The sequence below is a fragment of the Pseudomonas sp. COR18 genome (assembly GCF_048568395.1).
Lineage (GTDB): Bacteria > Pseudomonadota > Gammaproteobacteria > Pseudomonadales > Pseudomonadaceae > Aquipseudomonas > Aquipseudomonas fuscovaginae_B.
Genome location: NZ_CP183808.1, coordinates 2,836,615 through 2,862,490, shown reverse-complemented (window position 1 = coordinate 2,862,490; position 25,876 = coordinate 2,836,615). Strand labels below are relative to the sequence as shown.

The following is a 25,876-nucleotide window of genomic DNA, read 5'->3' as shown; positions in this document are numbered from 1 at the left end:
GTCTACCAGCTTCCCTCGCAACTGGCGCGGATCTCACCATGCATGCTGACCTGTGGACGTTTTCCCTGGATATTTACGCCAAGCCTGGCGTGGAAGGAACCTGCCTGGCGCTGCAGGGGCATGGGGCGAATGTCTGCCTGCTGCTCTGCGCGGCCTGGCTCGGAGTACGCGGCGTGAAGTACGCGCCTGGGCGGCTGGAGGGCTTGCGGCGGGTCGCGCACCCCTGGCACGAACAGGTGGTGCAGCCCCTGCGGCAACTGCGCGGGCAATGGCGGGCCATGGCCCTGCAGGACAGCGAACTGAAGAGGCTGCGCGATCGGATCAAGGCGCTCGAACTGGAGGCCGAGCAGCAGTTGCTGTCGCGCCTGGAGGCCTTGAGCGGGGATTGGCCACGGGAAGCGGCCGATGATCTGGCGGTGTGGCTGGAAAGTGCGGCCGGTGAAGCGGCGCACCTGAACCACGACGCGCTGCACCAGCTGCGCGTCGTGGTGAGCCAGGCTTAGGAAGCGCTGGTAGGGGTGCTGCTGGCGGCCGGTGTGGTCGCTGGCGCGGCAGGGGCCGAAGCAGGAGCAGTGGCAGTCGCTGGAGCCGAAGCCGCAGGAGCGGCTGCCGGAGTGGCCGGCTTGGCTGCGGCAGGGGCAGCAGCAGGTTTCGCCGCGGGCTTGGCGGCAGTTGGCTTGGCAGCAGCCGGTTTCGCAGCGGGCTTGGCGGCAGTTGGCTTGGCAGCAGCCGGTTTCGCAGCGGGCTTGGCGGCAGCTGGCTTGGCAGTAGCCGGTTTCGCGGCGGGCTTGGCGGCAGTTGGCTTGGCAGTAGCCGGTTTCGCGGCGGGCTTGGCGGCAGCTGGCTTGGCAGTAGCCGGTTTCGCGGCGGGCTTGGCGGCAGCTGGCTTGGCAGTAGCCGGTTTCGCGGCGGGCTTGGCGGCAGCCGTCTTGGCAGTAGCCGGTTTCGCAGCGGGTTTGGCGGCAGCCGTCTTGGCAGTAGCTGGTTTCGCAGCAGGTTTGGCGGCAGCAGGCTTGGCAGCGGCAGGTTTCGCAGCGGGTTTGGCAGCAGCCGTTTTAGCAGCAGCTGGCTTGGCGGCAGCAGGCTTGGCAGCGGCAGGTTTGACGGCGGCAGTTTTAGCAGCGACAGGTTTCGCGGCTGGCTTGGCAGCGACCTTGGCCGGTGCAGCCGGTTTGGTTTCACGGGTCGAAAGCGCCTTGGTCACGGCTTCTTTCACACGACCAACGCCTTGCGCCAGCTTCAGGCTTTCCTGTGCATCACGCTTGAGTTGCAGGATGTAGGCGCGGGTTTCCGATTGGCTGGTTTTCAGCTTGTCGAGCAGCTCTTCCAGCTCACCGATAGCGGCCTTGGCCTTGGCTTGCGCCTTGGCTTTGCCGGCAGTGGCGGCGTCCTGCAATTTGGTGCGCGACTTGTGCAGTTTTTCCTGAGCCTTGCCGCGTTGTTTTTCCAGTTTGGCGAGCAGTTTTTCAGCATCAGCCAAGGCTTGCGAGCAAGCGTTTTCCAAATGCTCGAGCAGGCTGCCCGACAGTTGTTGGAGCAAGTGCAACGGAGTATTTACAGGCTTCTTGGTGGCCGACATGGTTTACCTCCTGGCTGACGTGAGTGCGGCTCATACTAGACCTTCTGTGACTACCGCCGCTAGGGCATGTTGACAGTATTGGAGGGCCGACGTTGCATGCGGCAAAAAATGTTCTCGGGGATCATTCGCGCAGCCCCACAACCGGCGTGCGGCACTGGCATAATCCGTCGGGTCTCAGGTCGGAGAGTTGCCATGTCGCGTTACCTAATGCTGTCGCTGTGTCTTGTTCTGCCGCTGGCCCACGGTGCAACGGAGGGAAAAGCCGACGACGCCCATGACCTCGCCTACAGCCTCGGCGCCAGCCTGGGCGAACGCTTGCGCCAGGAGGTGCCGGACCTGCAACTCAAGGCGCTGGTGGAGGGTCTGCAACAGGCCTATCAGGGCAAGCCGCTGGCACTCGCGAACGAACGGATCGAACAGATCCTCGCCGCCCACGAAGCGCAGGCCGCCGACGATTCGACCAAGCCGCAAAGCGAAGTCGCACTCGAGGCCGAGAAGAAATTCCTCGCCGAAGAGAAAGCCAAGCCAGGTGTCCGCGAACTGGCCGACGGTATCCTGGTGACCGAGCTGACACCGGGCACCGGCGAAAAGGTTGCCGCCAACGGACGGGTCCAGGTGCGCTATGTCGGGCACCTGCCCAATGGCACGGTCTTCGACCAGAACGACCAGCCGCAGTGGTTTCGCCTGGACAGTGTGATCAATGGCTGGCGCAGCGCCCTGCCGCAGATGCAGGTCGGGGCCAAATGGCGCCTGGTGTTGCCGTCGGCACAGGCTTATGGTGCGGACGGTGCCGGCGACCTGATCGCGCCCTACACCCCGCTGGTCTTCGATATCGAACTGCTCGGCGTCGCCAGTTGAACCTGGCCTGAAACGAAAAACGGTGCGCCATGCGCACCGTCTTCAGGGACTGCCCATTACCGCTCAAGCCTGGGCGACGGCCTCTTCCTTGTGGGCGTTGTGCAGCACTTCGATCAGGCAGTCCTCAAGCTCGAAGCGCTCATGCAACAGGCCACCGAGTTCCTTGAACTTCTCCGCCACGCACTTGCCGGCGTCGCACAGATCGTTGAAGGCCAGCAGTTTTTCGGTGATCACATCGATACGGGGGTAGAGGGTATCGGCCAGTTTCAGCCCGCGCTGGTCGCCAAAGGCCTTGGCCTCGCTGGTGAGCTGTTCATAGATTTCGAAGTGTCCGGCCGACACATAGTCCACCAGGACCCCACAGAACTCCTGCAACGGCTGGCGACTGTCCGCCAGGGCCCCGGGCTCGGCGCCGAGCGCATCATAGGCCCGCACGAGTTCATGGCGATGCTGCAACCAGCGATCGATCAGCAGATGGACTCCGCCCCAGCGTTCCTGGGCATTCTGACAACTTTCGAGCATGGTGATTTCTTCCCTTCAGGGTCATGCCGCCCGACACCTCGTACCCACCGAGGATCCTGACTTGGCCAAACAGGGCAACCTTGTTTGCGTTGGATGCGTGCGGGCCAGATTATGCCCGCACGACACCTGCTTCAAGGTACGCAGACGAGAAAGTTCATACAAGCGTTTAATCCGCGGGGGCGACTATCGGTCGCGCGAGGCACCGCGCCAACCACCGAGAACCGGGCCGATCATCTGGTAGATCGCCACCAGGCTCATGCCGACAAAGGCCAGCAGGCTCCACTCGGGAATGCTCAGGTCGAACAGCGTCCAATGGATCTGCGCGCACTCGGCGGTGGCCCGGAACATCAGTTGCAGCGCCTGCAACGGCGATACCTGCTCCATCAGGCAATGCAGGCCGGGCTGGCAGATCATCAACTCCTCCGGCGGTACCTGCTGCAGCAGGACCTGACGGGCCGCGGTCGCCGCGCCGGCCAGGGCGAACAGCAGGCCCAGCGCGCCATACACCCGACAGCCGACTCGCGCCGGCCCGTGCAATGCGCCCAACAGGCTGACCAGGCAGAAGCCGGCGAGGAACAGCCGCTGGACCAGGCACAACGAGCAAGGCTCCAGTCCCACCCCATACTCCAGGTACAACGAAGCCGCCATGACCGGCGCCGCTGCCAGGAAGGCCAGGGAGAACAGAGAACGTGAGCGGGCCAGGAACATGGCTATTCCGTAACAGGAGAGACAGGCAGTTACGGTAGAGGAAAGGCCGCGGCCCTTTCAAGGCAAGCCAGCGCAGATAATTCCTCAAGCCTGTAAGGAATTACCGATAGGCGTCCGATGAAACCATTACGTGGCAAGTAGGATTTCGGTATCAAGGCATTACAGGGAAATAGGCCGCGTGTCCGGGACGGAACGCCCACCACAGGCGCCCCGTCCCTTGCCGCCGTCAGGCGCTGACCGGAACCGGCAGCGGCCGCGCGAGCAGGCGCTCATCCAGCAGGCCGAGACCTTCCTGGAACAGCTGGTTGCTGCGCTCGGTATCGCCCAACTGGGCCAGCAACCGGGCGAGCTCGGCGCAGGCCTCCGGATTGCGCTGCACCCGCAGGCTGGCTTCCAGGTAATCCCGCGCCTTGCCCCACAGGCTGTTCTGCAGGCACAGGCGGCCCAGGGTCAGCAGCAGGCTGGCATCGCCCGGATGCTCCTTGAGCCAGCCCTCGGCGGTCTGCAACTGGCGCACCGGGTCACGCCCGCGCAACAGGCCGTAGAGCCGAGCCAGATGGCTGTCGTACTGGCGCTTGAGCGCCGTACGCAAAGCCTCCTCGGCCTCGCCGTCCGCCCCCAGCTGACGCAGTTGCTCGGCATAGGCCAGCACCAGTTGCGGCTCCTGGCGCTGGGCCGCGGACAACTGCTGCCAGGCGCGCTCCAGGGATTTCAGCCCGGCTTCACCATCCTGCTCACGGCGCACCGCCAGGCTCAGATTTTCCCCCCAGGCACGTCGCTCCAGTTCCGCCAGTTCGGCGGGCGGCAGGGCCTTGTCCTTGCGCAACTCCGGCAGCAGCCGGACCACCGCCGACCAGTCGCCACGCTGCTGGTGCAAACGCTGCAACTGCCGCAGCACCTGGACACTGTGGGGATGCAGATCGTGCATCGCCTGCAGGGTAGCCAAGGCCCCATCGGTATCGCCACGGTCGACCTGCAACTGCGCGTGACTCAGGGCAATCGCCAGTTCGGCCTGCGGCTGGCGTGTCAGGGCCCGCTCCAGCAGGCTGTCGCATTCCTCATACTTGCCCTGCTCGTTGGCCGCGCGCGCCGCGCCAAGGTAATAAAGCAACGGCTGGCGCTCAGCCTCGGCGGCGCGCTGCAGATGCTTCTGGGCACTGGCCCAGCGGCCTTCGGCGAGGTCCATCTGGCCGTGTTCGATGGCCAGCTGGACGCGTCGGCTGCGGTTGCGCCGGGACCAGGGATTGGCCGCCGAGCTGGATGCCGTGACCAGACCGACCAGCAATTTCAGCAGTCGATAGACCAGCCACAACACCAGCAGCACGGCGAGGAACGCCCACAGGCTGGATTCGTAACGGAAGCTGTCATAGGCGATCAGCACGTAGCCGGCATGCCGGTAAATCGCGTACCCCACCAGGCCGACAACGGCGATGACCAGCAGGGCAATGGCGATGAATCGCTTCATGGGCTGGTCTCCTGCGCCGGTTTCGCCTCGCCGCGTACCGGCGTCTCGGTTTCCACGTGCCGCCGCTCGAGGTAGGCCTGGACGGCGCCCAGGGTCGCGGCGAGATCAGGTGTCAGCACCGTCACCGGCTTGCGGCTCAGTTCGGCGAGCTGCTCGACCATGACCTTGCTCTGCGGATTGTCCGGGTTGAAGCTGCCGGTCAACACGTCACGGGCCTCGGTCAGGGCCTGGGTGTACACCTGCGCCTGGCCGTTCAGGGCCGCCCACTGCGCCTGCTCCAGGGCCAGGCTCAGGGCCAGGCGGACCTGGGTCAGGCTCTGCCCGGCCAGCAGCGGCCGGATGTTCTTGTTGGCGTTGAAGTCGATGCGGATGTAGCGCGAGATCTCGTCCCACCACTGGGCCCAGCGGCTGGCGCCATCGCCATCGGAAGTCAGGCCCAGCAAAGAGTCGCCACGATCCTTGTATTCCGGCGCCAGTTCGTTGAGCTGGGCAACCTGGTCGCGCAGTGCGCCCAGTTGCAGGAACAACCCGGTGCGGTCCGGCTGCTCGGTGCTGCGCAGCGCCGCCAGGCTCTTGGCCAGTTGTTCACGGGCGGCGAACGAACCCGGGTCGTTCTGCTCACGCAGGATGTCGTCGGCCCCCTGTACCAGCGCCAGGGCACTGGTCACGTCCTGCAAGGCGGACAGGCGCAGTGTGGCCAGGCGCAGCAGATGCTCCGCCTCGGCCAGGCGCCAGTCCTTGCGGCTGGCCCCCAGCACGCTTTCCAGGCGCTGGCTCAGTCGCTGCTGGTCGCCCTGCAACTGCGCCACCAGGCGGCGCCGGTCCTCCAGTTCGGAGGCAGCCGGCAACTGGTCCAGGCGCGCGGACAGTTGCTGTTCACTGAGTTTGAGCGACTGCGCCTGGTTGCCCAGGTCCTGCAGTTGCCCGCTCTGCTGCTGGTGATTGGCCTGCAGGTTGCGCACCTGCCAGATCCCCCAGCCACCGGCGGCCACCCCGGCGGCCCCCAGCAGCAGGGCAAGGATCGCCAGACCGTTGCCACGGCGCTCGACAGGCGCCGCCGGCGGTTTGGCCGGCGTCTCGGGCGCCGGTTGAGCTTGTTCTTTTGGCAAGGCTGTATCGCTCACGTGTCCATCCTTTGCATTCAGAAAGCGGGCACAGGGTACTCCTGCAACGCCGCCAGCAAGGCCGTGGCGCTGGCACCACGACAATCCACAACATGTTCCGCCCCGGCGGCACGGGCCATCTGCGCCACCCGCGGGCTTGGAACGAACAACGGCAACCGGGCCACTTCAGGCCAATCCGCTCCCGCCACCTGTCGCAGGTGTTCAAAACCCTGTCCACTGCTGACCACCAGCCCGTTCAGGCGTTCCGCTTGAATCTGCCGGGTCAGGGTGCCGTCGGCGTATTCGGGCAGGAGGCGGCGGTACAATTCCAGATAGTCGACACTAGCACCTTGGGCGCGTAAACGCTCGGCCAGCAGTTCACGTCCACCCTCTCCACGCAGGATCAGCACCCGAGGTTCGGGCTGGGCCAACGCCTCCTGCAAGGCTGGCAACGCCAGCAGGGCTTCGCTGTCGTCCCCTTCGGCCGGGTAGTGCACGCGCAGGCCATAGTCGTCCAGCAGGCCCGCCGTCGCGGCGCCCACGGTAAACCAGTCCAGCATCGGCGGCTGCGGCCAGTAGCGGTCGACCAGGTCGAGGCCCAGGCGCGCAGCCGGCTTGCTGACGACGATCGCCGCCGCATAGAAAGGCAGTTCGAGAATCTTGCTCAGTTCGGCGCCTTCGATGGCCAGCGGCTGGATCGCCAGCAATGGCAGGGCACTGCTGAAGATTCCGGCTTCGGCCAGAGTCGCCGAGAGCGCGGCCGACTCGTCCGCCGGCCGTGTCAGCAGCAGGCGCCAGCCACTCATTGGCCGTCGGCCTCGCCGTAGACCGCCTTGAGAATGGCATCGGCGCCCTGCCCCAGCAGGTCCTCGGCAACCCGCACGCCCAGGGCCTCGGCGTCTGCCTGCGGGGCGCGGGCCTCGGCGGTCAGCAGCAGGCCGCCGGCCGGCTGGCCAACCAGGCCGCGCAGCCAGACCTGCCCGCCTTCCAGCACCGCGTAGCAGGCGATCGGCACCTGACACCCGCCGTTGAGATGCTTGTTCAGCGCCCGCTCGGCCGTGACCCGCACGGAAGTGTCCGCGTGGTGCAGGGGTGCGAGCAACGCATGGATCTCGTGGTCGGCACTGCGGCATTCGATGCCCACGGCTCCCTGGCCACCCGCCGGCAGGCTGTCCTCGACGCTGATGGCCGAGCTGATCCGGTTTTCGAAGCCGAGGCGAATCAGCCCCGCCGCCGCCAGGATGATCGCGTCGTATTCCCCCGCGTCGAGCTTGGCCAGGCGGGTATTGACGTTGCCCCGCAGGAAACGGATCTGCAGGTCGGGCCGGCGGGTCAGCAACTGAGCCTGGCGGCGCAGGCTCGATGTGCCGACCACCGCCCCGGCCGGCAGGGCGTCCAGGCTGGCGTAGGTATTGGAGACGAAGGCGTCGCGGGGATCTTCACGCTCGCAGATGCAGAACAGGCCCAGCCCCTCGGGAAAATCCATCGGCACGTCTTTCATGGAGTGCACGGCGATGTCCGCTTCGTTCTCGAGCAGGGCGGTTTCCAGCTCCTTGACGAACAAGCCCTTGCCACCGATTTTCGACAGGGGCGAGTCGAGCAGCTTGTCGCCGCGGCTGACCATCGGCACCAGAGTCACCAGCAACCCCGGGTGAGCCTGTTCCAGGCGGGCCTTGACGTATTCGGCCTGCCACAGGGCGAGCGCGCTCTTACGGGTAGCGATGCGGATTTCGCGAGAAGACATGGAACGGTCCGTACTGAATAGATACGGCAGATAATAACAGTTCAGCCCGGCCAGCTTTGACTTGTATCAGGAAGTCCGCAGCCTCCCTGGCCTGGAACAGCGGACGGATGAACCCCGGGGCCTGTTGCAAGTCCCGGGTTAAAGCTGCTGCATCATCTTGCGCACACCGGCGACATGCCGCCGGCTGACGATCAGTGCATCACCGTTGAGGCCCTTGAGGAACAGCTGGAAGTGTCCCAGGGGCGTGCGCTGCAGGCGTTCGATACGGTCGCGGGCCACCAGTGCGTTGCGGTGGATGCGCACGAAGCGTTCGCCGAACTCGTCTTCCAGGGCCTTGAGCGGCTCGTCGAGCAGCACCTCGCCGCCTTCATGGCGCAGGGTCACGTACTTGTGGTCGGCGATGAAGTAGATCACCTGGCCGATGGGGATCAGCTCGATGCCCTTGCGGGTCCGCGCGCTGATATGGGTCCGCGGCCCGTTGCCGCTTTCCGCCGCCGGCCGGGTCAACGCGGCCAGTTGCACACGGTTGGGCCGCTCGGCCTTCTTCAGGGCTTCGAGCAGATGCTCGGGGCGTACCGGCTTGACCAGATAGCCCACCGCGCTGACCTGGAAGGCTTCCAGGGCGAACTCGTCATGGGCGGTGCAGAACACCACCGCTGGGGGTGTTTCGCGTTCGCACAGGCGCGCAGCCACCTGCAGGCCATCGAGGCCGGGCATGCGGATGTCGAGCAGGACGATATCCGGCTTGAGGCTGTCGATCAGGGCCAATGCCTCTTCGCCATTGGTGGCGCTGGGCTCCAATACACTGTAACCCTCGAGTTCGCCGACCAGACGGGTCAGGCGTTCGCGGGCCAGGGGTTCGTCATCAACGATCAGGACATTCATATTGCGCTGGATTCCTGAGTGAGTCTCGCACAAGGATAGCGTAGACAGGTGAAGTGACGGCCGTCACGGCGATCCACGCTAAGACTAGCGCGAGGCCCAAAAAGTGCCGCAAGTCGTGCACCAATGTTCACCAGTGCCAGGTGAGTACCGTTGGACGCCTGCTGCACGGCGGCGTCATAGGGATTGCTGATACACAATACGAACTCCCCCTCTCTATAGTCGGCTTCGACCCTGACCACCCCGCCTTCGACACGCGGAGCGATGCCGTAGATCAGAGCGTTTTCCAGTAAAGGCTGCAAGGTCAGTTGCGGGATCGGCAAATCCTCCGGAATTGTGCCGACCCTCCAGTCCAACTGTAGACGGTTGCCGAGACGATAGCGTTCGATCGACAAATATCGTTGCGCCAATTCCAGTTCTTCGCGCCAGGTCACCAGGTTTCCCGGCTTGGCGAGACTGGCCCGGAACAGATCGGACAGGTCCAGCACCGCCTGCTCGGCCTGGCGCGGGTCGCTCGCCACCAGGCTGGCAATGCTGTTCAGGCTGTTGAACAGGAAGTGCGGGCGGATCCGTGCCTGCAAGGCCTCCAGCCGGGCCTGCAACTCCGCCTGCTGCTGGCGCCGCCACTGACTCTGCAGGTAAAAGTAGCGCAGCATCAGCGCCGACATGATGAGACTGATCAGCGCATGGCGCAGATAACGGCCGGGGCTGCCGCTGTCGGCCTGGGTGGCGACGAGGGAAAAGTATTCGGTGAGCGCGGTGCAGGCCAGTGTCAGCCCGACCACCAGGAGACAGCACAATACCCCGGCCACGCCGGGGCGCAGGCGCGCCAGCCAGGCCCGGGCGGCGCACAGCACGGCCGCCGAGAGCAGCACGATCCACTGCACATACAGCGACGTCAGGGCCAGGCGCACCCAATCGAAGCCGGCGGGCATCGGTTCGCTGAGCACCAGCACCATCACCAGCAGCTCGGCCAATACCACCAGCACCAGCAGCGCCTCGGGCAGGCAGAGCTCCGGCAGGAAGAATTCCGGTGTCGCGGGCGCATCACGCCCGGTGTTCGTTCGTGAGGTTGGCATACCCCCAGTGTCGACGTCTGTGCTGTCGACGACAAGCCATGCGACCGATTCGGTCGAAATAAAAACCGCACGACCGGTGTCAGCCCCAGCCGGAGCAACCCTGCTATGATCGGCAACAATTTTTCCGGCAATCCATCTTCAGCAGATCACGAGCGAATCCATGAGCACCGACAAGACCAATCAGTCCTGGGGCGGCCGTTTCAGCGAACCGGTCGACGCCTTCGTCGCCCGCTTCACCGCCTCCGTCACGTTCGACCAGCGCCTCTACCGCCACGACATCATGGGTTCGATCGCCCACGCGACGATGCTGGCCAAGGTCGGCGTGCTGACCGATGCCGAGCGCGACAGCATCATCGACGGACTGACCACCATCCAGGGCGAAATCGAGGCCGGCCACTTCGACTGGCGCGTGGACCTGGAAGACGTGCACATGAACATCGAGGCGCGTCTGACCGACCGCATCGGCATCACCGGCAAGAAGCTGCACACCGGGCGCAGCCGCAACGACCAGGTCGCCACCGACATCCGCCTGTGGCTGCGTGACGAGATCGACCTGATCCTGGCGCAAATCACCCGCCTGCAGAAAGGCCTGCTGGAACAGGCCGAGCGCGAGGCAGGGAGCATCATGCCCGGCTTCACCCACCTGCAGACCGCCCAGCCGGTGACCTTCGGCCACCATCTGCTGGCCTGGTTCGAGATGCTCAGCCGCGACTACGAGCGCCTGGTCGACTGCCGCAAGCGCACCAACCGCATGCCCCTGGGCAGCGCCGCACTGGCCGGCACCACCTACCCGATCGACCGCGAGTACACCGCGCAGCTGCTGGGCTTCGAGGCCGTGGGCGGCAACTCGCTGGACAACGTTTCCGACCGCGACTTCGCCATCGAATTCTGCTCGGCGGCCAGCATCGCGATGATGCACCTGTCGCGTTTCTCCGAGGAGCTGGTGCTGTGGACCAGCGCGCAGTTCCAGTTCATCGACCTGCCGGACCGCTTCTGCACCGGCAGCTCGATCATGCCCCAGAAGAAGAACCCCGACGTGCCGGAACTGGTACGCGGCAAGACCGGCCGAGTGTTCGGCTCGCTGACCGGCCTGCTGACCCTGATGAAAGGCCAGCCGCTGGCCTACAACAAGGACAACCAGGAAGACAAGGAGCCGCTGTTCGACGCCGCCGACACCCTGCGCGACTCGCTGCGCGCGTTCGCCGACATGATCCCGGCGATCAAGCCGCGCCACGCGGTGATGCGCGAAGCGGCGCTGCGCGGTTTCTCCACCGCTACCGACCTGGCGGACTACCTGGTGCGCCGTGGCCTGCCGTTCCGTGATTGCCACGAAATCGTTGGCCATGCGGTGAAATACGGCGTGGAGACCGGCAAGGACCTGGCGGAAATGAGCCTGGAGGAACTGCGCCAGTTCAGCGACCAGATCGAACAGGACGTGTTCGCCGTACTGACCCTGGAAGGTTCGGTCAATGCCCGCGACCATATCGGCGGCACCGCCCCGGCCCAGGTCAAGGCAGCGGTCGCCCGCGGCCAGGCCCTGCTCGCCAGCCGCTAGGAACGGATCGCCAGCCCGGTCGACTCCCACGGAACTTGTGGGGCCTATTCGCGGGCAAGCCCGCTCCCACGGTTTGGACGGCCCCCAGGAAGCCGGACACCCGTCCAACCCTTGTGGGAGCCGGTGGGGCGGGACGCTTGCTGGCGATAGCTGGCGCCACACGAGTGCTGGCTGGCCGCCCTCGGCGGACCGCCAGCAAGCCGGCCCCCACAGGTCGGAGAGCTACTTCTTCGCCGCAATCATCGCCAGAAACGCCGGCATCGCCGCCTCTTTGTCCGCCGCGATCCGCCTGGCATGCTCGGTCTGCTGCAACCGCTCCAGCAACGCCTTCGCCTGCGGCATGTCGGCCAGCAGGTCGATACCGAACAGCTTGCCACCCACCGCACAGGCCAGGTCGACGCTGTAGAGGAAATACAGGTCCGCCACAGTGAACTCGCTGCCCGCCACATAGGGGGCGAACTTGCCATGGCGCTTGAGCGCGGCAAATCCGAGCAGCAATTCACCACGGGTCTTTTCCTTGATCGCTTCCGGCACCGGCATACCGAAGAACGCCTCGGTAAAGCAGGCCCGCGCCGGCAGCTCGATGTACAGCTCGATCTCCTTGGCCAGCGCCATGACCTGGGCCCGCTGGAACGGCTCGCGCGGCAGCAGCGGCTGGCCGCCCTGGGTGTCTTCCAGGTACTCGAGAATCACCGTGGTTTCGTTGATGTAGCCCTGTTCAACGCCAAGCACCGGTACTTTGCCGCGCGGGCTGATCATCAGGGCTTCCGGGCTTTGTCCGGGGTAGAAAGCGACCTCCTCGAAAGGCAGTCCTTTTTCGAGCAGGGCCAGCTTGACCATGTTGTAGTAATTGCTGACCGAAAATCCATAAAGCTTGAGCATCACAGAGCCTCCAGGCCGTGCGGGGTGGGCGCAGGCAGTTATAGTGCACTGGATAAAAATTGACCAGCAGCACCGTGGCGCCCAATACGGGTAAACTGGCGCCCTCACCCACAGGAGCCTGCCATGAGCGAGCCAAGCGATATCGACAACGACGACGAAGCGTTCGCCGAGACCACCCTGACCCAGGCCATCGAAAACCAGATCGAAAGCGGCAACCCGCCGGCCGCCAAGGCCACCTTCAACAAGCTGACCCTGGTCGGCTACGAGCGCGACGAGATCCTCAACCTGATGGCCCATGTACTGGCGGTGGAGATCGACGCCATGCTCGACGATGATCGCCCGTTCGACAGCGAGTGGTACGAAACAGCCCTGCGCGCCTTGCCAGAGCTGCCGCCCGAAAAGGAATGAACCTCAGGGGATTTCGGCGACGTCAGAGACCATTCGCGGGCAAGCCACGCTCCTACAGGTCCGTGCCGAGCACAAGATTTGTGTTTGGCTCCGTCCTGTAGGAGCGTGGCTTGCCCGCGAACAGGGCCGATAAAACAACACCCATCCCCGCTCCGTCTACACTGAAAACGCCCCGGCACTGGACAGCCCGGGCAAGTGGGATCACCTTAGTGGTGCGTCGCCCGATAATAATTCCTGAAAGTCTGGAGTCCTTATGTCGTATACCCCTGAGCTGGTTGCCGAACTGGAAATCCTTGCACTGTTCAACCTGGGAAGCTCCCAGGAGGGCCTGAAAATTCATCAGACCGCCGCCCCTTCAGCCATCGCTGCCGCCAAACGCCTGTTCGACAAGGAACTGATCACCCAGGTCGATGGTGGCTACCTGACCAGCCTGGGCCGCGATGCCGCCGAGCATGCCCAGGGTCTGCTGACCATCCTGAGCGTCAGAGAAGCTGCCTGATTGCGCAGATTGCCCACGCGGTCCCGCCTCTGCCCGGACTGCGCGGGCTCCCCGTGATCAGTGAGCCGACCATCTGACACCCATCGACAAATTCAGCTTAAAGCGGGGCCCGCTTAGCCTGTAAACTGAGTCTTTCAGATATTTCCTAATGCCGAGCGCCGCAAGCCGATGACGCGCACCCACGAAATACGCCCTAACCTGGACGAGGGCATTGACCGCCAGGTGCTCAGTCAACTGCGCTCGCGCTTCCTGAAACTCAATCAGGGGCGACTGGAGCGCGCCCTGGAAGGCCTGTCGCCGCGCCAGCAGGTGGTGCTGAACGTGCTGCCGCTGTTCTTCCACGTCAATCATCCGCTGCTGCCCGGCTACGTCTCGGGCAGCACGCCCGCCGGTCTGTCGAACTACGAACCGAACGATGCGGCCCTGGTCGAGGCCCAGCGCCTGACCCGCTCGTTCTCCTACAAGAGCCGCCCCGCCAGCCTGCCACGGCCGATCCACGGGCTGTTCCTGATGGGCAGCCTGGGCACCCTGGCCCAGGCCGACCAGAGCGACATGGACTTCTGGGTCTGCCATGCCAGCGACCTGAGCCAGGGCGAACTGGCCGAACTGCGCAAGAAATGCCAGTTGCTCGAAGCCTGGGCGGCCAGCCAGGGCGCCGAGGCGCACTTCTTCCTGATCGATCCGGCCCGTTTCGTCCGTGGCGAGCGCGACGCGCAACTGAGCTCGGAGGACTGCGGCACCACCCAGCATTACCTGCTGCTGGACGAGTTCTACCGCACCGCCATCTGGCTCGCCGGACGCACGCCGCTGTGGTGGCTGGTGCCGGTGTACGAGGAATCGCGCTACGACCAGTACACCCACACCCTGCTGTCCAAGCGTTTCATCCGCGCCGACGAGTGCCTGGACCTCGGTCACCTGGCGCACATTCCGCCGGGAGAGTTCATCGGTGCCGGGCTCTGGCAACTGTTCAAGGGCATCGAGTCGCCTTACAAGTCGGTGCTCAAGCTGCTGCTGACGGAGGTCTATGCCAGCGAACACCCACAGGTCGAATGCCTGAGCCTGCGCTTCAAGCAGGCGGTGTTCGCCAATCGGCTGGACCTGGACGAGCTGGACCCCTATGTCGTGGTCTACCGGAGGATCGAGGAATACCTCAAGGCCCGCAACGAACCGGAGCGGCTGGAGCTGGTGCGGCGCAGCCTGTATCTCAAGGTCAACCGCAAGCTCACCGGCGGCAACACGCGCAACAGCAGCTGGCAGCGTCTGCTGCTGATCCGCCTGGCCGGCGAGTGGGGCTGGGACCGCCGGCAACTGACGCTGCTCGACAGCCGCAGTCAGTGGAAGGTCCGCCAGGTCAGCGCCGAACGCCGGGCGCTGGTCAACGAGCTGAACTACAGCTATCGCTTCCTGACCCAGTTCGCCCGCAGCGAGCAGGCGGTCAGCCTGATCAACAAGCGCGACCTCAACGTGCTCGGCCGCCGGCTCTACGCGGCCTTCGAGCGCAAGGCCGGCAAGATCGAATTCATCAACCCCGGAATCGCCCCGGACATGGCCGAGGACACCCTCACCCTGGTGCAGTCGCCCAACCGCAAGGAGCCGGGGCAGACCCACTGGGGCCTGTACAACGGCAGCCTGGGCGCCCAGGAATGGGAGCATTTCGCGCCGATCAAGCGCAGCCGCGAGCTGCTCGAACTGCTCACCTGGTGCCATCGCAACGGCGTGATCGACAGCAGCACCCGCCTGGCCCTGCACCCCGGCAGCAGCGACCTGACCGAGTTCGAGCTGTTCAACCTGCTCGGCAGCCTGCAGCAGTTGATCGCCCTGCCACTGAGCAGTGTCGACGAAGAACAGTTGCTGTGCCCCAGCATCCCCGGCGAGGTGCTGATCCTGGTCAACGTCGGGGTCGACCCGCTCAAGCACCACCGCGACCTGAATATCCTGATGACCACCGAGCGCACCGACTCCCTGAGTTATGCCGGAGTCCGGGAAAACCTGGTGCTGACCCTCGACCAGGTCACCCTCAACAGCTGGAACGAGGTGCTGATCAACCGCTACGACGGGCCGCATGCGCTGCTCGACTGCGTACGCGACTACCTCAACAACCTGCCCCTGGGCCGCGACATGCCGCGGCTGCAGGTGCGCTGTTTCTGCCACAACCGTGCGCAGTTCATCGCCCAGCGGGTCGAGGAAGTGCTCAACACCGCCCAGGAACTGCTGCTGGGCAATCTCAACCACCGTTATCTGGTGCAGGTCCAGCAGCATTACCACGTGCTGGAGCTGGTGCCCGGCCACGTCAAGCACATCGCCCTGGACAGCATTTCGCTGCTGCTCGACTACCTGAGCAGCGACCTGTCGGCCTACAGCCCGCTGCACCTGGACCTGCGCGCCATGGAAGAACACGACCTGGCCCTGGTGCTGCCGATGGGCCAGCCCGACTGCGTGCAGGTGTTCTACCGGATCAACGAAGACCTGGCCGAGCTGTATGTGCTGGATGAGTTCAATGCTCTATGGCAGCAGCGCCTGCCGTTCCACGACGAACAGAGCCTGCTGGTGCCGCTGCAACGCTTCCTGCAGTCGATCCTCTACCGTCGCGAAGCCTTGATGCCGATGGACTCGGCATCCAGCCGCACGCTGGAAGTGCTGTACTACCAGTTGCTGCCTTCAGCGCCGGGCCGGGCGCGCCGGGTCGAGGCCCGACCGGCGCCGCGGACGCCGGTCAACAAGCCGTTCTACGACGTCCAGGCGATCGTCGGCAAGACCGGCCAGGACGAGGTGCAGGTCACCCTGTACTGCAATCAGCGGGAGTTTTCCGAGCTGGAATACGGCAACCAGCTGTACATCGCGGTGGCCCAGGAAATCGTTGGCCAACGCCGCGAGATCGAGCGTTACCGCTGCTACATCACCGACCTGGACCTCAGCGGCCTGGTCGGCGAGGGAGCGGGTTCGACCAACCTGCACCTGCGCTACAAGGCCGAGCTGGAGAACTCGCTGAACATCGCGCTGGATCTGGTCTGAAGCCGGTTCAGAGGTGGTAGTCGCCAGCGGCTTCCGGCTGGTATTCGACATCGAGCAAGGCCAGCTTCAGGGTCTTGCCGCCCGGGGCCGGCCAATTGATGTGCTGGCCGACCTGCAGGCCAAGCAAGGCACTGCCGACCGGCGCCAGGATCGAAATCCTGCCTTCGTCGGCATTCGCGTCCTGGGGGTAGACCAGGGTCAGCCGGTAGTCCTTGCCACTGCCTTCCTCGCGGCAATGCACCCGGGAGTTCATGGTCACGACACCGGCTGGCACTTCTTCGTGGCCCACGACGCTTTCAGCGCGGTCCAGTTCGGCCTGCAGCGCGATGACGCCCGGCAGCGAGTCGTCGAGGCTGTCGATCAGGCGCTCCAGACGCTGCACGTCGAGGCGGGTAAGAATGATGGAAGGTGCGGTGCTCATGATCCAGGCAGACTCCTTTTTTCTGCACGATAAAAGCAAAACCCCGCCACGAAAGGCGGGGTTCTCACTTCCCGCTTCAGTGCGGGGTATAGCCGGACACTACCACAGCAGCGTAAATACACAAGCCACCCACCAGCGTACCTGCGCTACCGGGCAGCCACCCCTGCAGGAGCGGATTTGCTCGCGAAGAGGACCTTGAGGCCGCCAAAAGCTTCGCGGGCAACCGAGCGTCGGCCAGCCGCTCCTACAGAGAGCGGCTCAGGCCTGAGCCTTGCGCGTCCTGGCCTGCGCGCAGATCACCCGCCGACGCTCATCGTCCGCCGAGCGCCATTCGCGGATGTCCTCGACATGCCGAAAACATCCGATACAAATTTTCTGCTCATCGAGCCGGCAAAGGCTCACGCAGGGCGAAGGCACCGCCGGGCTGACATTGCTGTACAACGGCTTGGCGGGCCGGACGGAAGCGGCGGGCTGCGTCACCATCAGATCTCGTCGAAGTCCAGCTTGACGCCGGCCTGCTCCCAGGTCGCCCGGGCGAGGATCTCGCTGAGCAGCTCCTCGCTCTTGTCGCAGACCCACTGGCTGTTCTCTTCGTCATAGTCGAAGTGATAGCCGCCCGAGCGCGCCGCTACCCACAGCTGGCGCAAGGGCTCCTGGCGGCTGAAGATCAGTTGGCTGCCGCCGTCGAACTTGACGGTCAACACTCCGGCGGAGTTTTCCAGGTCCAGATCCAGGTCACTCTCGTCGAACACATCCTCCAGATTCTGCTGGAGGCTATCGACCAGGTCGTGAAAGCGGGCTTCAGTCAAACTCATTGCACAAACCTCGAAAAATGCGTGTCACTCCAGGCGGGCGAAGATAAGCGCGCCGCCGGATGTTTGCAAAGCATAACCAGCCCGGGGCGACGAGACACCAAGAATCGGCCTGCCACCGTCCGGCTGGCGGCTCGCATAGGCAAGCCGCCGGGTGGCCGGTATACTCGGGCGCAATCAATGCTTTTACAAAGGATTTCGCCATGAAGCGCCTGATCTCTTCCCTTGCTGCGCTCCTCGCGATCGCTTGCCTGGTCTCCGCCTGTGGTCAAAAGGGTCCGTTGTACCTACCCGATGACGGCCAGAACCCCAACGACCAGGCCAAGTCCTCGCAGAGCAAGGCGCACAAGCACGACACCTACGAGTAAGGGATCACCATGGACGCTTTCAACTACCGCGACGGTGAGCTGTTCGCGGAAGGTGCGGCTTTGTCCGCCATTGCCGAGCGCTTTGGCACGCCCACCTATGTCTACTCCCGCGCGCATATCGAGGCGCAGTACCACGCCTATGCCGACGCCCTCGAAGGCGTACCGCACCTGGTCTGCTTCGCGGTCAAGGCCAACTCCAACCTCGGCGTGCTGAACCTGCTGGCCCGCCTGGGAGCCGGTTTCGACATCGTGTCCCGTGGTGAGCTGGAGCGTGTACTGGCCGCAGGCGGCCGCGCCGACCGCATCGTTTTCTCCGGCGTCGGCAAGACCCGCGAGGACATGCGTCGCGCCCTGGAAGTCGGCGTCCACTGCTTCAACGTCGAATCCGCCGAAGAACTGGAGCGCCTGCAACAGGTGGCCGCCGAGATGGGCGTACGTGCGCCGGTCTCGCTGCGGGTCAACCCGGACGTGGATGCCGGTACCCACCCGTACATCTCCACCGGTCTCAAGGAAAACAAGTTCGGCATCGCCATTGCCGACGCCGAGGAGGCCTACGTTCGCGCCGCGCAGTCGCCGAACCTGGAAGTGCTCGGCGTCGATTGCCACATCGGTTCGCAACTGACCAGCCTGGACCCGTTCCTCGATGCCCTCGACCGCCTGCTGGCGCTGATCGACCGTCTTGGCGAGTGCGGCATCTACCTGCAGCACATCGACCTCGGTGGCGGCGTCGGAGTGCGTTATCGTGATGAGGAGCCACCGCAGGTGGCCGACTACATCAAGGCCGTGCGCGAGCGCACCGCCGGCCGCGACCTGGCGCTGATGTTCGAACCGGGCCGCTTCATCGTCGCCAATGCCGGCGTGTTGCTGACGCGGGTCGAATACCTTAAGCACACCGAACACAAGGATTTCGCCATCGTCGACGCGGCGATGAACGACCTGATCCGCCCGTCGCTGTACCAGGCCTGGATGAACGTCACCGCCGTGCGCCCACGGGATGCCCAGCCGCGCACCTACGACGTGGTCGGCCCGATCTGTGAAACCGGCGACTTCCTGGCCAAGGACCGTCAGCTGGCGCTGGAGGAAGGCGACCTGCTGGCCGTGCATTCGGCCGGTGCCTATGGTTTCGTCATGAGTTCCAACTACAACACCCGCGGCCGCGCCGCCGAAGTGCTGGTCGATGGCGAGCAGGTGATCGAGATCCGCCGCCGCGAAACCCTGGCCGAACTGTACGCTGGCGAAAGCCTGCTGCCGGAGTAACCCCATGCTGCTGCGTTTTACCAAGATGCACGGCTTGGGCAACGACTTCATGGTCCTCGACCTGGTCAGCCAGCACGCGCACATCCTGCCCAAGCACGCCAAACAGTGGGGCGACCGCCACACCGGCATCGGCTTCGACCAGTTGCTGATCGTCGAGGCGCCGAGCAACCCCGACGTGGACTTCCGCTACCGGATCTTCAACGCCGACGGCTCGGAAGTGGAGCAGTGCGGCAACGGCGCGCGCTGCTTCGCCCGTTTCGTGCTGGACAAGCGCCTGACCGCCAAGCGCCGGATCCGCGTCGAGACCAAGAGCGGCATCATCGAACTGGACGTCCGCCAGGACGGCCAGATCAGCGTCGACATGGGCGCCCCGCGCCTGGTGCCGGCGGACATCCCGTTCCAGGCACCGGCCCAGGCCCTGAGCTACCCGCTCGAGGTCGATGGCCGCACCGTCGAGCTGGCCGCCGTGTCCATGGGCAACCCCCATGCGGTGCTGCGCGTCAACGACATCAATGCGGCGCCCGTCCACGAGCTGGGTCCGAAGATCGAACACCATCCGCGCTTCCCGGCACGGGTCAACGTCGGCTTCCTCCAGGTGATCGACCGCCATCGCGCGCAACTGCGCGTCTGGGAGCGCGGCGCCGGGGAAACCCAGGCCTGCGGTACCGGCGCCTGTGCCGCCGCAGTGGCCGCCATCAGCCAGGGCTGGATGGATTCGCCGGTGACCATCGACCTGCCCGGCGGACGCCTGTCCATCGAGTGGGCGGGCGTCGGCCAGCCGGTGATGATGACCGGACCGGCCGTGCGGGTGTATGAAGGACAAGTGCGTCTATAAGCGAGCGAACGTCATGACCGACCAGCCCAAGGTTCCAGCCGAACAGCCCCACGAACTGCCAGAACAGAGCCTTGAGGCGGCCGCCGTCGCCGCCTACCTGGAGGCTCACCCGGACTTCTTCGTCACCCACGAGGAACTGCTGCCGGCGCTGCGCATCCCGCATCAGCGTGGCGACACGGTGTCGCTGGTCGAGCGGCAGATGAAGATCCTGCGCGAACGCAACATCGAGATGCGCCACCGGCTGTCGCAACTGATGGACGTCGCCCGTGACAACGACCGGCTGTTCGACAAGACCCGCCGGCTGATCCTCGCCCTGATGGACGCCGGCAGCCTCGACGACCTGGTGATGGCCGTCGAGGACAGCCTGCGCCAGGACTTCCAGGTGCCCTTCGTCAGCCTGATCCTGTTCAGTGACAACGCCATGCCGGTGGGCCGCTGGGTCAGCGGCGCCGAAGCCCAGCAGGCGATCGGCGGGCTGCTCTCGGAAGGCAAGAGCGTCAGCGGCAGCCTGCGCGAACATGAGCTGGACTTCCTGTTCGGTGAGGAACAGCGCAAGCAGATCGGCTCCACCGCCGTGGTCGCCATCAGTCACCTGGGCCTGCATGGCGTGCTCGCCATCGCCAGCCGCGACCCGCAGCACTACAAGAGTTCGGTCGGCACCCTGTTCCTCAGCTATATCGCCGAAGTCCTGGGCCGCGTCGTCCCGCGCTTCACCCACTCCCTGCGCTCGGTGCGCTAGCCATGGAACGACAGCTGGACGCCTACTGCGAGCACCTGCGCAGTGAGCGTCAGGTGTCGCCGCACACCCTCGAGGCCTATCGCCGCGACCTGAACAAGGTCCTGGCCTTCTGCGAGAAGGAACAGCTCGGCAGCTGGTCCGCCCTGGATATCCAGCGACTGCGCCGGCTGGTCGCCCGCCTGCATCAGCAGGGGCAGTCCTCGCGCAGCCTGGCGCGGCTGCTGTCGGCGGTACGCGGTCTGTACCAGTACCTCAATCGCGAAGGCCTCTGCGATCACGACCCGGCCACCGGCCTGGCACCGCCCAAGAGCGAACACCGGCTGCCCAAGACCCTCGACACCGATCGCGCCCAGCAGTTGCTCGATGGCGCCGTGGAAGACGACTTCCTCGCCCATCGCGACCAGGCCATCCTCGAACTGTTCTACTCCTCGGGTCTGCGCCTGTCGGAACTGACCGGGCTCAATCTCGACCAGCTGGACCTCGCCGATGGCCTGGTGCAGGTCCACGGCAAGGGCAGCAAGACCCGCGTGCTGCCGGTCGGCCGCAAGGCCCGCGAAGCCCTGCAGGCGTGGCTGCCGCTGCGCGCCCTGAGCAATCCGGCGGACGATGCGGTGTTCGTCAGCCAGCAGGGCCGGCGCCTCGGCCCACGGGCCATCCAGTTGCGGGTCAAGGCCGCGGGCGAACGCGAACTGGGGCAGAACCTGCACCCGCACATGCTGCGCCATTCCTTTGCCAGCCACCTGCTGGAATCGTCCCAGGACCTGCGCGGCGTGCAGGAACTGCTTGGCCACTCGGACATCAAGACCACGCAGATCTACACCCACCTGGACTTCCAGCACCTGGCCACCGTCTATGACAGCGCCCACCCCCGGGCCAAACGCAGCAAGGATTCCTCGCAATGACGATTGAGCTGGTCACCTTCGACCTCGACGACACCCTGTGGGATACCGCCCCGGTGATCCACAGTGCGGAAAACGTGCTGCGCGAGTGGCTGGCCAGCCATGCGCCGGACCTCGGCGGCATCCCGATCGAGCACCTGTGGGCCATCCGCGAACGCGTGCTGCTCCGGGAGCCGACACTCAAGCACCGTATCAGCGCCCTGCGCCGCCGAGTGTTGTTCCATGCCCTGGAGGAAGCCGGTTACCCCCAGGCGCAGGCGACGGTACTGGCCGACGAGGCGTTCGAGGTGTTCATCCACGCGCGGCACCAGATCGACGTGTTCCCCGAGGTCGAGCCGACCCTGCAAGCCCTGGGCAGCAGCTTCGCCCTCGGCGTGGTCACCAATGGCAACGCCGACGTGCGTCGCCTGGGCCTGGCCGACTACTTCCGCTTTGCCCTGTGCGCCGAGGACATCGGTATCGCCAAGCCGGATGCACGGCTGTTCCACGAGGCCCTGGCGCGCGGCGGCAACATTGCCGCCAGCGCCGCGGTGCATATCGGTGACCATCCCGGCGACGACATCGCCGGGGCCCAGCAGGCGGGCCTGCGGGCGGTCTGGTACAACCCCGCGGGCAAGGCCTGGGAAGCCGAGCGCCGCCCGGATGCCGAGATTCGCAGCCTCACCGAACTGCCCGCCCTGCTGACCGCCTGGAACACCACGACCCGATAGGCCCACGCAGAGGCGCCAGGCCCGAATCCCAGGCATGAAAAAGCCCGCAGCGACGGCGGGCTTTTCGACAAGCAGATAGCGCCACTCAGATAGGGCGGCTGCCGTACTTGTTATCCGGCTTCTTGGGCGGATCGGCGACCACATTGGCCTCCACTTCCTGCACCTTGCCGCCGCGCGCCAGGAATTCTTCCATGGCCCGCGCCAGAGCATCGCGCTCCTTGTTCTTGGTCTCGACGCTGGGCAGCTCATCGACCGATACCGCAGCCTTGGCCTTGCCCTTGGAGGTCGGAGCAGGAACGTCGCCGCCATCGTCGTCGGCAACGTCCACGTCTTCTGCAGACGCTTCCAGGCCTTCTTCGTTCTCGTCTTCGTCACCTACTTCGAGGTCATCGTTTTCCAGATCATCGTCGCTCATGTTCTACCTCATGACTTGCGAAAAGCAGATTAGTTATAGCCCAGCTATGCCGACTGTCGAAGGCTGCCGGAAAAAAATCAACATCCACTGGTGTCCAGCGGCTTATGCCCCATCACCCTGAAGGGTGGCAAGGACTTTACGGGCACCGCCATGATCGCGGTGCTCGCCAAGATAGACGCCTTGCCAGGTACCCAGCGCCAGCCGCCCCGCCGTTACCGGCAAAGTCAGCTGACAGCCTAGCAAACTGGCCTTGAAGTGCGCCGGCAAATCGTCCGCACCTTCGTCGTTGTGTTCATAGTCGAGGTCGCCTTGCGGGACCAGTCGATTGAAAAAACGCTCGAAGTCGCGACGAACCGCCGGATCGGCATTCTCGTTGATGGTCAACGAGGCCGAGGTATGCTGCAGCCACAAGTGCAACAGACCGACCCGACATGCCTTGAGTTCAGGCAGGCCCGCGAGCAACTCATCGGTCACCAAATGAAAACCCCGGGGCTTGGCCCGCAAGGTGATCAGTGTCTGTTGCCACATACAGTTCTCCGCCCATCGGCGCGCATTCTAGCGCGCTCAGGAAAAAAGCAAAGCGCCTAATACGCCTGCCATGCTGTAAGCCATTGCCCCATGGGAACAGGGCCCGGTGTTTTGTCCGCAATGCCTCTGGATAAATCCTTTCAGGCCTTTTCGCATGGACAAAATCCGGACAAAAAAATGCCCGGCAAGCCGGGCATTTTTTTTCTGAGGCGCTTAGAGGTTATAGCCGCGCTCGTTGTGTTGTGCCAGGTCGAGACCGACCGATTCTTCCTCGTCGGTCACCCGCAGGCCCATCACCACATCCAGCACTTTCAGGATCACGTAAGTGACGATCGCGGTGTAGATGACGGTGAAGCCGACACCCTTGCACTGTACCCAGACCTGAGCGGCCACGTCGGTGGTCGCGGCGTTGAAGCCACCCATCGACGGAGCGGCGAACACACCGGTCAGGATCGCGCCGAGGATACCGCCGATGCCGTGCACGCCGAAGGCGTCCAGGGAATCGTCGTAACCGAGCTTGCGCTTGAGCGAAGTGGCGCAGAAGAAGCACACCACGCCAGCGGCCAGGCCGATGATCAGTGCCCCCATCGGGCCAACGGTGCCGGCAGCCGGCGTAATGGCAACCAGGCCGGCAACCACGCCCGAGGCGATACCCAGTGCGCTTGGTTTGCCGTGGGTCAGCCACTCGGCAAACATCCAGCCCAGCGCGGCAGCGGCGGTGGCGATCTGGGTCACCAGCATCGCCATGCCGGCGGTACCGTTGGCCGCGGCAGCGGAACCGGCGTTGAAGCCGAACCAGCCGACCCACAGCATGGCCGCGCCGATCAGGGTGTAGCCCAGGTTATGCGGGGCCATCGGAGTGGTTGGGTAGCCCTTGCGCTTGCCCAGCACCAGGCAGGCCACGAGACCGGCGATACCGGCGTTGATGTGCACCACGGTGCCACCAGCGAAGTCCAGCACGCCCCAGTCGCCCAGCAGCGAACCGGCGCCGCCCCAGACCATGTGCGCAATCGGTGCATAGACCAGAGTGAACCAGACGCCCATGAAGATCAGCATCGCGGAGAATTTCATGCGCTCGGCGAAGGCACCGACGATCAGCGCCGGAGTGATGATGGCGAAGGTCATCTGGAAGGTGACGAACACGGCCTCGGGGAACAACGCCGCCGGACCGGTGATGCTGGCAGGCGTGATACCGGCCAGGAACGCCTTGCTCATGCCGCCGAAGAAGGAATTGAAATTGACCACGCCGGCTTCCATCCCGGTGCTGTCGAACGCCAGACTGTAGCCGTAGATGAACCACAGGATGGTGATCAGGCCGGTGATGGCGAAGCACTGCATCATCACCGAAAGAATGTTTTTCGAACGCACCATGCCGCCATAGAACAGCGCCAGGCCCGGAATGGTCATGAACAGCACGAGGGCTGTGGAGGTCAGCATCCAGCTGGTGTCACCGGCATTGAGCACGGGCGCGGGAGCAGGATCCGCCGCCATGGCCATGGCTGGCATTATTAGGGACAACAGGGCTCCTAGCCCTGCGAATTTACGCAGAGTCATATTGTTTTCTCCTGGGGCGTTGGGGTTTGGGCGGCTTAAATGGCGTCGGTATCGGTTTCGCCGGTACGGATGCGAATAGCCTGTTCCAGATTGACCACGAAGATCTTGCCGTCACCGATCTTGCCGGTGTTGGCGGCCTTGGTTATCGCCTCGATAACCCGATCGAGATCCTTGTCGTCGATGGCGACGTCGATCTTCACCTTGGGCAGGAAGTCGACCACGTATTCCGCGCCGCGATACAGCTCGGTGTGGCCTTTCTGCCGACCGAAGCCCTTGACCTCAGTGACGGTAATGCCCTGCACGCCGATCTCGGACAACGACTCGCGCACATCGTCCAATTTGAACGGCTTGATGATGGCAGTGACTAGCTTCATGAAACTCTCTCCCGAATTGGTGGACTTGCCCCAGGAAAACAAACCCGACTCAAGTCTAAGCGCAGTGCCTGGCTTTGTAACGCGCCGTCAGCCCTGATCAGCCCGTCGACGTCAGCCAACCGTTGCCGATTGGCCGAGCCCGCCGCACTGCCTGGTCACAGCGACTGCATCAGTGCATGGGTCATGAGTGTCTAAGCAGAAACCTTGCCATCTCTGCAAAACCCATGATTTTCAAGCTCTTGCCCCTCATGGCCAGGGAAAAGCCGCGCCACGCCCCAATGGCACGCACAACAACGGTGCGCGGGCGCCCGGCGGCCTGCGCAAAAAGCGTGCACCGCCGCCCACGAAAATCACTATAGACACTGCGTGGTACACTGGGCCGACCCTGTATCCGGAAATCCACATCATGCTCGCGCCCAAAGACTTCCTCGACGCCCTGAGCGGTCAAGCCTCCCGCCTGTTCAATGGCGAAAGCCCGCTGCCGCGCAACGAAATCGAAAGCCAGTTCAAGGCCCTGCTGCAGAGCGGTTTCAGCAAGCTGGACCTGGTCAGCCGGGAAGAATTCGATAGCCAGATGGTGGTCCTGGCCCGCACCCGTGCGCGCCTGGAGAGCCTGGAGGCGAAGGTCGCCGAACTGGAAGCACGGCTGGCGCCCACCCAGGAATGAA

30 protein-coding genes are annotated in these 25,876 nt (G+C 64.6%); 13 read left to right on the top strand and 17 right to left on the bottom strand.

The window, feature by feature from the left end; all coding sequences use genetic code 11:
* The first annotated feature begins 38 nt into the window (after positions 1-38).
* Positions 39-503, top strand: coding sequence for a TIGR02444 family protein (locus tag ACM62G_RS13160; RefSeq protein ID WP_054063612.1), 465 nt, complete (start codon positions 39-41; stop codon positions 501-503).
* Here ACM62G_RS13160 and ACM62G_RS13155 read toward each other — a convergent pair.
* Positions 500-1,579, bottom strand: a complete 1,080-nt coding sequence (locus tag ACM62G_RS13155; protein ID WP_419737281.1) for an AlgP family protein — start codon at positions 1,577-1,579, stop codon at positions 500-502. The two genes, ACM62G_RS13160 and ACM62G_RS13155, sit on opposite strands and share 4 nt — an antisense overlap.
* 192 nt (positions 1,580-1,771) lie before the next feature.
* On the opposite strand from ACM62G_RS13155, the gene ACM62G_RS13150 reads away from it, so the two are divergent.
* Positions 1,772-2,437 carry an FKBP-type peptidyl-prolyl cis-trans isomerase gene (locus ACM62G_RS13150; protein WP_054061391.1) on the top strand — a complete coding sequence of 222 codons (666 nt, stop codon included), beginning with the start codon at positions 1,772-1,774 and terminating at the stop codon, positions 2,435-2,437.
* Positions 2,438-2,500: 63 nt separating this feature from the next.
* On the opposite strand, the gene ACM62G_RS13145 is transcribed toward ACM62G_RS13150, so the two are convergent.
* The 8 genes from ACM62G_RS13145 to ACM62G_RS13110 all read right to left on the bottom strand — a co-directional run bounded on the left by ACM62G_RS13145 (position 2,501) and on the right by ACM62G_RS13110 (position 9,940).
* Positions 2,501-2,959 (bottom strand): Rsd/AlgQ family anti-sigma factor, encoded by a 459-nt coding sequence (locus tag ACM62G_RS13145; RefSeq protein ID WP_054061392.1) that lies wholly within the window; start codon positions 2,957-2,959, stop codon positions 2,501-2,503.
* 183 nt (positions 2,960-3,142) lie between these two features.
* Complete coding sequence (locus ACM62G_RS13140; protein ID WP_054061393.1) at positions 3,143-3,667, bottom strand: disulfide bond formation protein B; 525 nt, start codon at positions 3,665-3,667, stop codon at positions 3,143-3,145.
* 226 nt (positions 3,668-3,893) lie between these two features.
* Positions 3,894-5,132, bottom strand: a complete 1,239-nt coding sequence (locus tag ACM62G_RS13135) for a heme biosynthesis protein HemY (RefSeq protein ID WP_054061394.1) — start codon at positions 5,130-5,132, stop codon at positions 3,894-3,896.
* A complete protein-coding gene (locus tag ACM62G_RS13130) occupies positions 5,129-6,256 on the bottom strand; it encodes a uroporphyrinogen-III C-methyltransferase (RefSeq protein WP_054061395.1) in 1,128 nt (375 codons plus the stop codon). Before ACM62G_RS13130 ends, ACM62G_RS13135 begins: the two co-directional genes overlap by 4 nt.
* A gap of 17 nt (positions 6,257-6,273) precedes the next feature.
* Positions 6,274-7,041, bottom strand: coding sequence for a uroporphyrinogen-III synthase (locus ACM62G_RS13125; protein ID WP_273825875.1), 768 nt, complete (start codon positions 7,039-7,041; stop codon positions 6,274-6,276).
* Positions 7,038-7,979, bottom strand: coding sequence for a hydroxymethylbilane synthase (gene hemC / locus ACM62G_RS13120; protein WP_054063616.1), 942 nt, complete (start codon positions 7,977-7,979; stop codon positions 7,038-7,040). Before hemC ends, ACM62G_RS13125 begins: the two co-directional genes overlap by 4 nt.
* Positions 7,980-8,117: 138 nt before the next feature.
* The gene (locus ACM62G_RS13115; protein WP_054059354.1) at positions 8,118-8,864 is read right to left on the bottom strand and encodes a LytR/AlgR family response regulator transcription factor; all 747 of its coding nucleotides are present in this window, start codon (positions 8,862-8,864) and stop codon (positions 8,118-8,120) included.
* Positions 8,861-9,940: a sensor histidine kinase gene (locus ACM62G_RS13110; RefSeq protein ID WP_054059355.1), complete on the bottom strand. Its 1,080-nt coding sequence runs from the start codon at positions 9,938-9,940 to the stop codon at positions 8,861-8,863. Before ACM62G_RS13110 ends, ACM62G_RS13115 begins: the two co-directional genes overlap by 4 nt.
* A 160-nt stretch (positions 9,941-10,100) precedes the next feature.
* Here ACM62G_RS13110 and argH point away from each other — a divergent pair, with 160 nt between their 5' ends.
* Positions 10,101-11,495, top strand: a complete 1,395-nt coding sequence (argH, locus tag ACM62G_RS13105) for an argininosuccinate lyase (RefSeq protein WP_054059356.1) — start codon at positions 10,101-10,103, stop codon at positions 11,493-11,495.
* A 222-nt stretch (positions 11,496-11,717) separates the two neighbouring features.
* Here argH and ACM62G_RS13100 read toward each other — a convergent pair whose 3' ends face one another.
* Complete coding sequence (locus ACM62G_RS13100; RefSeq protein WP_054059357.1) at positions 11,718-12,377, bottom strand: glutathione S-transferase; 660 nt, start codon at positions 12,375-12,377, stop codon at positions 11,718-11,720.
* 123 nt (positions 12,378-12,500) lie between these two features.
* Here ACM62G_RS13100 and ACM62G_RS13095 point away from each other — a divergent pair, with 123 nt between their 5' ends.
* The 3 genes from ACM62G_RS13095 to ACM62G_RS13085 all read left to right on the top strand — a co-directional run bounded on the left by ACM62G_RS13095 (position 12,501) and on the right by ACM62G_RS13085 (position 16,296).
* Complete coding sequence (locus ACM62G_RS13095; RefSeq protein ID WP_054059358.1) at positions 12,501-12,785, top strand: hypothetical protein; 285 nt, start codon at positions 12,501-12,503, stop codon at positions 12,783-12,785.
* 253 nt (positions 12,786-13,038) lie between these two features.
* Positions 13,039-13,284: a TIGR02647 family protein gene (locus tag ACM62G_RS13090; RefSeq protein WP_017901999.1), complete on the top strand. Its 246-nt coding sequence runs from the start codon at positions 13,039-13,041 to the stop codon at positions 13,282-13,284.
* Between the two features lie 168 nt (positions 13,285-13,452).
* A complete protein-coding gene (locus ACM62G_RS13085; protein WP_273825877.1) occupies positions 13,453-16,296 on the top strand; it encodes a class I adenylate cyclase in 2,844 nt (947 codons plus the stop codon).
* Between the two features lie 7 nt (positions 16,297-16,303).
* Here ACM62G_RS13085 and rnk read toward each other — a convergent pair whose 3' ends face one another.
* From rnk to cyaY, 3 genes are all read right to left on the bottom strand, one after another.
* The gene (gene rnk / locus ACM62G_RS13080) at positions 16,304-16,717 is read right to left on the bottom strand and encodes a nucleoside diphosphate kinase regulator (RefSeq protein WP_419737280.1); all 414 of its coding nucleotides are present in this window, start codon (positions 16,715-16,717) and stop codon (positions 16,304-16,306) included.
* A 258-nt stretch (positions 16,718-16,975) separates the two neighbouring features.
* On the bottom strand, positions 16,976-17,200 hold the full coding sequence (locus tag ACM62G_RS13075; RefSeq protein WP_054063618.1) for a DUF1289 domain-containing protein: 225 nt from the start codon (positions 17,198-17,200) through the stop codon (positions 16,976-16,978).
* On the bottom strand, positions 17,200-17,532 hold the full coding sequence (cyaY, locus tag ACM62G_RS13070) for an iron donor protein CyaY (protein ID WP_054059361.1): 333 nt from the start codon (positions 17,530-17,532) through the stop codon (positions 17,200-17,202). Before cyaY ends, ACM62G_RS13075 begins: the two co-directional genes overlap by 1 nt.
* Positions 17,533-17,732: 200 nt before the next feature.
* On the opposite strand from cyaY, the gene lptM reads away from it, so the two are divergent.
* The 6 genes from lptM to ACM62G_RS13040 are packed head-to-tail and all read left to right on the top strand — an operon-like array spanning position 17,733 to position 22,337.
* Positions 17,733-17,897, top strand: coding sequence for an LPS translocon maturation chaperone LptM (gene lptM / locus ACM62G_RS13065; protein ID WP_081006013.1), 165 nt, complete (start codon positions 17,733-17,735; stop codon positions 17,895-17,897).
* A 9-nt stretch (positions 17,898-17,906) separates the two neighbouring features.
* A complete protein-coding gene (gene lysA / locus ACM62G_RS13060) occupies positions 17,907-19,154 on the top strand; it encodes a diaminopimelate decarboxylase (RefSeq protein WP_054059362.1) in 1,248 nt (415 codons plus the stop codon).
* Positions 19,155-19,158: 4 nt separating this feature from the next.
* Entirely contained in the window at positions 19,159-19,989 is an 831-nt protein-coding gene (gene dapF / locus ACM62G_RS13055; protein ID WP_416770974.1) for a diaminopimelate epimerase, read from the top strand.
* A gap of 13 nt (positions 19,990-20,002) precedes the next feature.
* Positions 20,003-20,728 carry a DUF484 family protein gene (locus ACM62G_RS13050; RefSeq protein ID WP_054059364.1) on the top strand — a complete coding sequence of 242 codons (726 nt, stop codon included), beginning with the start codon at positions 20,003-20,005 and terminating at the stop codon, positions 20,726-20,728.
* 2 nt (positions 20,729-20,730) lie between these two features.
* The gene (gene xerC, locus ACM62G_RS13045) at positions 20,731-21,630 is read left to right on the top strand and encodes a tyrosine recombinase XerC (RefSeq protein WP_419737279.1); all 900 of its coding nucleotides are present in this window, start codon (positions 20,731-20,733) and stop codon (positions 21,628-21,630) included.
* On the top strand, positions 21,627-22,337 hold the full coding sequence (locus ACM62G_RS13040) for an HAD family hydrolase (protein ID WP_054059366.1): 711 nt from the start codon (positions 21,627-21,629) through the stop codon (positions 22,335-22,337). The genes xerC and ACM62G_RS13040 overlap by 4 nt, the downstream gene beginning before the upstream one ends.
* Before the next feature lie 85 nt (positions 22,338-22,422).
* Here the strand turns inward: ACM62G_RS13040 and sutA are convergent, their stop codons facing one another.
* The 4 genes from sutA to glnK all read right to left on the bottom strand — a co-directional run bounded on the left by sutA (position 22,423) and on the right by glnK (position 25,208).
* A complete protein-coding gene (sutA, locus tag ACM62G_RS13035) occupies positions 22,423-22,752 on the bottom strand; it encodes a transcriptional regulator SutA (protein ID WP_017901763.1) in 330 nt (109 codons plus the stop codon).
* A gap of 102 nt (positions 22,753-22,854) precedes the next feature.
* The gene (locus tag ACM62G_RS13030; protein WP_054059367.1) at positions 22,855-23,280 is read right to left on the bottom strand and encodes a secondary thiamine-phosphate synthase enzyme YjbQ; all 426 of its coding nucleotides are present in this window, start codon (positions 23,278-23,280) and stop codon (positions 22,855-22,857) included.
* 213 nt (positions 23,281-23,493) lie between these two features.
* Complete coding sequence (locus ACM62G_RS13025) at positions 23,494-24,834, bottom strand: ammonium transporter (RefSeq protein ID WP_054059368.1); 1,341 nt, start codon at positions 24,832-24,834, stop codon at positions 23,494-23,496.
* 35 nt (positions 24,835-24,869) lie between these two features.
* Positions 24,870-25,208 (bottom strand): P-II family nitrogen regulator, encoded by a 339-nt coding sequence (gene glnK / locus ACM62G_RS13020; RefSeq protein ID WP_002555808.1) that lies wholly within the window; start codon positions 25,206-25,208, stop codon positions 24,870-24,872.
* Between the two features lie 406 nt (positions 25,209-25,614).
* On the opposite strand from glnK, the gene ACM62G_RS13015 reads away from it, so the two are divergent.
* Positions 25,615-25,875 carry an accessory factor UbiK family protein gene (locus ACM62G_RS13015; protein ID WP_017901766.1) on the top strand — a complete coding sequence of 87 codons (261 nt, stop codon included), beginning with the start codon at positions 25,615-25,617 and terminating at the stop codon, positions 25,873-25,875.
* Position 25,876: the final 1 nt, after the last annotated feature.

What these genes read in the sequence shown, in the direction of transcription:
- ACM62G_RS13160 (WP_054063612.1), top strand. Translation starts at nt 39, where the DNA reads ATGCATGCTGACCTGTGGACGTTTTCCCTGGATATTTACGCCAAGCCT.
- ACM62G_RS13155 (WP_419737281.1), bottom strand. Translation starts at nt 1,579, where the DNA reads ATGTCGGCCACCAAGAAGCCTGTAAATACTCCGTTGCACTTGCTCCAA.
- ACM62G_RS13150 (WP_054061391.1), top strand. Translation starts at nt 1,772, where the DNA reads ATGTCGCGTTACCTAATGCTGTCGCTGTGTCTTGTTCTGCCGCTGGCC.
- ACM62G_RS13145 (WP_054061392.1), bottom strand. Translation starts at nt 2,959, where the DNA reads ATGCTCGAAAGTTGTCAGAATGCCCAGGAACGCTGGGGCGGAGTCCAT.
- ACM62G_RS13140 (WP_054061393.1), bottom strand. Translation starts at nt 3,667, where the DNA reads ATGTTCCTGGCCCGCTCACGTTCTCTGTTCTCCCTGGCCTTCCTGGCA.
- ACM62G_RS13135 (WP_054061394.1), bottom strand. Translation starts at nt 5,132, where the DNA reads ATGAAGCGATTCATCGCCATTGCCCTGCTGGTCATCGCCGTTGTCGGC.
- ACM62G_RS13125 (WP_273825875.1), bottom strand. Translation starts at nt 7,041, where the DNA reads ATGAGTGGCTGGCGCCTGCTGCTGACACGGCCGGCGGACGAGTCGGCC.
- hemC (WP_054063616.1), bottom strand. Translation starts at nt 7,979, where the DNA reads ATGTCTTCTCGCGAAATCCGCATCGCTACCCGTAAGAGCGCGCTCGCC.
- ACM62G_RS13115 (WP_054059354.1), bottom strand. Translation starts at nt 8,864, where the DNA reads ATGAATGTCCTGATCGTTGATGACGAACCCCTGGCCCGCGAACGCCTG.
- ACM62G_RS13110 (WP_054059355.1), bottom strand. Translation starts at nt 9,940, where the DNA reads ATGCCAACCTCACGAACGAACACCGGGCGTGATGCGCCCGCGACACCG.
- argH (WP_054059356.1), top strand. Translation starts at nt 10,101, where the DNA reads ATGAGCACCGACAAGACCAATCAGTCCTGGGGCGGCCGTTTCAGCGAA.
- ACM62G_RS13100 (WP_054059357.1), bottom strand. Translation starts at nt 12,377, where the DNA reads ATGCTCAAGCTTTATGGATTTTCGGTCAGCAATTACTACAACATGGTC.
- ACM62G_RS13095 (WP_054059358.1), top strand. Translation starts at nt 12,501, where the DNA reads ATGAGCGAGCCAAGCGATATCGACAACGACGACGAAGCGTTCGCCGAG.
- ACM62G_RS13090 (WP_017901999.1), top strand. Translation starts at nt 13,039, where the DNA reads ATGTCGTATACCCCTGAGCTGGTTGCCGAACTGGAAATCCTTGCACTG.
- ACM62G_RS13085 (WP_273825877.1), top strand. Translation starts at nt 13,453, where the DNA reads ATGACGCGCACCCACGAAATACGCCCTAACCTGGACGAGGGCATTGAC.
- rnk (WP_419737280.1), bottom strand. Translation starts at nt 16,717, where the DNA reads ATGAGCACCGCACCTTCCATCATTCTTACCCGCCTCGACGTGCAGCGT.
- ACM62G_RS13075 (WP_054063618.1), bottom strand. Translation starts at nt 17,200, where the DNA reads ATGGTGACGCAGCCCGCCGCTTCCGTCCGGCCCGCCAAGCCGTTGTAC.
- cyaY (WP_054059361.1), bottom strand. Translation starts at nt 17,532, where the DNA reads ATGAGTTTGACTGAAGCCCGCTTTCACGACCTGGTCGATAGCCTCCAG.
- lptM (WP_081006013.1), top strand. Translation starts at nt 17,733, where the DNA reads ATGAAGCGCCTGATCTCTTCCCTTGCTGCGCTCCTCGCGATCGCTTGC.
- lysA (WP_054059362.1), top strand. Translation starts at nt 17,907, where the DNA reads ATGGACGCTTTCAACTACCGCGACGGTGAGCTGTTCGCGGAAGGTGCG.
- dapF (WP_416770974.1), top strand. Translation starts at nt 19,159, where the DNA reads ATGCTGCTGCGTTTTACCAAGATGCACGGCTTGGGCAACGACTTCATG.
- ACM62G_RS13050 (WP_054059364.1), top strand. Translation starts at nt 20,003, where the DNA reads ATGACCGACCAGCCCAAGGTTCCAGCCGAACAGCCCCACGAACTGCCA.
- xerC (WP_419737279.1), top strand. Translation starts at nt 20,731, where the DNA reads ATGGAACGACAGCTGGACGCCTACTGCGAGCACCTGCGCAGTGAGCGT.
- ACM62G_RS13040 (WP_054059366.1), top strand. Translation starts at nt 21,627, where the DNA reads ATGACGATTGAGCTGGTCACCTTCGACCTCGACGACACCCTGTGGGAT.
- sutA (WP_017901763.1), bottom strand. Translation starts at nt 22,752, where the DNA reads ATGAGCGACGATGATCTGGAAAACGATGACCTCGAAGTAGGTGACGAA.
- ACM62G_RS13030 (WP_054059367.1), bottom strand. Translation starts at nt 23,280, where the DNA reads ATGTGGCAACAGACACTGATCACCTTGCGGGCCAAGCCCCGGGGTTTT.
- ACM62G_RS13025 (WP_054059368.1), bottom strand. Translation starts at nt 24,834, where the DNA reads ATGACTCTGCGTAAATTCGCAGGGCTAGGAGCCCTGTTGTCCCTAATA.
- glnK (WP_002555808.1), bottom strand. Translation starts at nt 25,208, where the DNA reads ATGAAGCTAGTCACTGCCATCATCAAGCCGTTCAAATTGGACGATGTG.
- ACM62G_RS13015 (WP_017901766.1), top strand. Translation starts at nt 25,615, where the DNA reads ATGCTCGCGCCCAAAGACTTCCTCGACGCCCTGAGCGGTCAAGCCTCC.